The organism is Mycobacterium gordonae (assembly GCF_001417955.2).
GTDB lineage: Bacteria > Actinomycetota > Actinomycetes > Mycobacteriales > Mycobacteriaceae > Mycobacterium > Mycobacterium gordonae_B.
Genome location: NZ_LKTM01000105.1, coordinates 1 through 4,124 on the forward strand (window position 1 = coordinate 1; position 4,124 = coordinate 4,124).

A 4,124-nucleotide genomic window follows, 5' to 3' on the forward strand; every position below is an offset into this window, starting at 1 on the left:
GGCGGGGATAGATGCGTTGGTGGGGGCTTGTCGGGCGGGCGCGGTCGGGGCCGATCTCTACCAGGCTTGGGAAGGCGTTGGCTTAGGTCCGGCTTCGGTGGTGCTCGCTCATGGGTTGGGGTTGGGTGCAGAGCCGCCGGTGATCGGGTTGGGGCGTGGTCGTGATGCGGTGTTGGAGGAGGGGATGGTGTTGAGCGTGCAGTCGTGGGTGGTCGAGGAGGGCGTGAGTGGGTGTCTTCAGCGGGAGACGGTGGTGATTGGTGCTAGCGGCCCAGTGGTGCTGACGCGGTATGGGCAGTCGTAATGGGTTCGCAGCCGGTCGTTTTCAACCATGTGGGGTTGTGCGTGCGGGATCGGGTTGTGTCCAGGCGGTTTTACGAGGGGCTGCTGGGGTTTCAGTTTTGGTGGGAGTTGGATGCGCCGGAGGAGGGGACTGCTGCGCTTCTGCAGCTTTCGAGGCCGGTGGGGTTGCATGCGACGTATCTGGTGCGGGACGGGCTAGTGCTTGAGTTGTTGGACTACTCCGGTCGGGAGGTGTCTGGCGGTGGTCCGCGGGTAATGGATCAGGTTGGGCTGACGCATATTTCGTTCTCGGTGTCTAATCTTCGTTCGGTGTTGGAGCGGGTGGCGGAGTGTGGAGGGTCCGTGGTGGAGGGGACGGTTTCGGAGGGAGCGGCGATGGTGCGGGATCCGGATGGGCAGTTGTTGGAGTTGCTTTCTGATGGGTGGTTGGGTGGGTTGCCGGCGCGGCCTCAATGAGGGACGCGTTAGCCTGTAGACGAAGCCTCAGCTCTCACAGCGCAAGATCCAAGCGTTATCAGTGGCGGGCGAAGACAAGATTTTCTCCTCCCAGTGGTGCAGAACGCCACTGGGCTACCCGGCTAGAGACCCCTGCGCACTCGATGCCGCGGCTAACGCGCGTCGTGTTCATGAATTTCCAGTATCACGTGGGCTCGCCAATAAGCTATGCAACCCAGGGGCCATGATCACCTCACCAGAGCCCCCTTGCGAGCCTTGGGGGTGATTGTGCTGTTTGTCAGTGGTTGGCGAGACAGTGTTTGTCGGTGGCCTGTGCGACGCTATCCGGCTGGTTTCGAGACAACGATGGCGAAAGAGATTCTAATGTTTTGGTCGAGGGGGGTGCCCTTGCTAGGGCTCCGCATGTCAAGGTCAGGAAATGGCTGACTCCGCGCCCGGTCGAAAGGTTTCGCCCGACGAGTTGCTCAGCATTCGTGAGCGGCAGTGGCGTCCACGCGCCGAGGCGGTATCACTTGCCGCCGAGACGCTGGACCTGATCCCAGCGCATAGGCGCGAACAAGCCTTAAGAGCATTCGGTCTGTTGCAGGATCGGTTGGGTCCCGGCGCTGCACGAGAGCGGTTGTTCAGGCGTTATCCCGCGGTGCATGTGCTGGCAACAGCAGGCGTCGCTGCCGAGCACTACGAGCGGGCCACCTTCTGGCCGAAGTTGGTTGCAATAGTCGATATCCTCCCAGACCCAGGCTTTCAAGCCGCATGGGGCGACGCGTTCCTCGACAACCTTCGCAGGCTCGGACTGCCGACCTTCGAGAAGGAAGATGATGCGGGTACCAAATATGTCGGGCGTATCCTGCTTCATGCCGGGATACCTACCTACTGCCTCGCTGATTTCTTTAGGATGCTGTCGTGGAAACGCCGGCACACGCCAGGCCTGACACCCGAAGAATTTGTCTCCTGGGCAGCTGCTAAAGTCGCCGGCTCCGGTTTTCAGAGCCTGGACATGCCCGTTCAGAGATTTATTCGTTACGGCGACGAGTTCGCCGTCGATGTAGCGGATCGATCTTTCGAGCTGCTCGATGCCGTAGCGGCGGGTGCTTCCTCCGACGACGCTCTGCTGCCACAACGGTTCTGGGCTGTGGCAAGAGACCTCAATGATAGAAGGGAATTCGAACAAGTCGGAGAACACGAGATTTCGACCGGCGCCACCGTTGACGTTCGACCCAGACTGGTGCTCGATCCCTTCGGCCTAGGCCTGCTTCTAAGGTTGCCGCCAGTCGGAGACGCACCCGACGGAAGAGCTGTTTGGTTGGTCAACCTTGACGATGAAGTACAGCGAGTAGCGACGGAGTCGCTGTGGCCAGGATCAACAGAACCGGCACCACAAACAGATGTGGCGATTAGCAAGCCGGTGCGCTCGGCCTCGGTGGCCCTAGCAGGTCGGGAGGACCTTCAACTGTCGTTGATCGTCGTCGACGACCGAGATCCGATGCTGGTATTCGGCGAGGATGGTGAACTGATCCCTAGTGGGTTGCCTCTGCCCGCGATGAATGTGTGGGCCATGTTTCCCGGAGACCCAGATGCTCTGCAAGTGACGGGTTCAAAGGGACTTGTAGCCGAAAGTCCGCTTCCCCCGCGCTGGTCGGGCTTCTCTCTGATGCGGGTCGATCTCTCCGGCGCTACCGAAATCTCCGCTGGCGGAAGTGTCCGCACTGTTCGAAAGCTCGAATCGGCACGGATCGAGACTGCCCTCCCAATAACCGGAATTCGCACAGCGAGCGGCCTGGCAGTCGTTGCCCAGGTGCCCCGTATTCGCATTCCTGGCAGCATGGCAAACGCAAATTGGGACATTACGTTGCATGACAGCGCAGGCGATGTGATTGCGCGTAAACGGCTCACTGGTGCGGAGGACCCAAATATCATCTGGGATGAGGTGTCCCGGCCCGTCGCGGGAACATTCACCCTTCGCGTTCGCGGGCCTTGGGGTCGGGGGGCCACCAGAAACTTCACGCTTGTCGAGGGTCTCTCGGTTTCGTTTACGCCAGGTTGGCGCCGGTTTGTATCCGGCGGTCTACAGCCTTGTTTCGCGCGCGTGCGGGCGACTGACGGAATAGCCCTGTCGCGCGAGCACATCGAATTTGGCGAGCGTGACCGCGAACAGAAGCTCCGGGCCGGACTGCACTCCGACCTCCGCTCATTCGTCGTCTCACCGCCACACATGACGGTTGCCTACCACGCCGGCGAGTTCGCAATCAATCCCTCGGTGAGGCCTCTGACGCTGATGGGAGAAGACCTGCGCGACAATCCGGGTGAACTGATTTTGGATATCGGCGCAGCAGCCCAGCCCACGTTGCACGTGATTGCCAATGGGCGAACACTTCAGACCCTTCAGGCGCATTCGCGGCGAATGGGTGTTTACCGCTTCAACCTGGCAGAAATCATCGACACACTGCGCAACCAACCTCTGGTTACGCTCGCGTTGAGCGACGATGGCGAGCTCGTCATCGCGGCGGTGCGGCCACGAAAATTGTTTAGCACCATACGTGTTGAAGAATCTGGGAAACTCCTGCTCGCAGACCATGTCGATGTCGACGGCTTGACTGCTTACGTCTTCGCTACGCGCGCTCCGTGGATCCCACCAGCCTCGGTGCCCATCGGCGATGGACGAGCATCTTTGCCGGACTGGTTGATCGACGCCGGGCCGATGCGCGTCGTGGCGCGGATCGAAGATCCTTGGGTACCGATGGCAGCACCCGGGTGGCCGCAACCAGGTGAATCAACATTCGTGGACGCCGACGGATGGGTGATCCGAGACGACCAAGAAGAAGCTGCGCTATCGATGTTCTTGGCCGGGATCGGACCAATGCCAACAGACATCACAGATTTTGTGCGGTTGTGGACAACGAGGGCGCAACTACCGGCGTTAGCACTTGGCTCTCGCATAGTGGAGGTGGCGAAGGCGATCGATACGGCGGTCTACGCCAACGCCTCGGCAGCGCTCGGTGCGTTGACAGATTCCGAGACGACTGGCGATGCCATCCCAGCCTTGATGATCCGCTCCGGCCTAGCGTGGGCCAATCTCGCTGATGCGCACGGCACTTCGGCGCCACCCTGGACGATGCGCGGCGCAATCCCTGCCGCGCTCCTATCTGCTGCCGACTCGCTCTGGTCGGACGAAGAGATCGAAGCCGCAATAAGTATTTGCGGTGAATCCGTAATCGGACTCTTAGACGGTTGCGACCCCCACGCGAGTGCTGGGCGGATGGATGAGTCCGCCGACCTCTTGGATCGGGACCCTCTCTGCCAACCTGGGTTGAGGCACCCGCCCCCTGACAATTAGTGACCCGAGGGCGGGGATGGAGAGACTCCCC

The 4,124-nt window shown here is 60.8% G+C and carries 3 protein-coding genes; all 3 read left to right on the forward strand.

Annotation, left to right across the window (positions count from 1 at the left end):
- On the forward strand, positions 1-304 hold a 304-nt coding region (locus AO501_RS39125; protein WP_331457925.1), incomplete at its 5' end, for a M24 family metallopeptidase.
- Positions 304-759, forward strand: a complete 456-nt coding sequence (locus AO501_RS10755; RefSeq protein ID WP_055577704.1) for a VOC family protein — start codon at positions 304-306, stop codon at positions 757-759. The genes AO501_RS39125 and AO501_RS10755, both read left to right, overlap by 1 nt.
- 418 nt (positions 760-1,177) lie before the next feature.
- The gene (locus AO501_RS37090) at positions 1,178-4,093 is read left to right on the forward strand and encodes a hypothetical protein (protein WP_156452469.1); all 2,916 of its coding nucleotides are present in this window, start codon (positions 1,178-1,180) and stop codon (positions 4,091-4,093) included.
- Positions 4,094-4,124 lie beyond the last annotated feature (31 nt).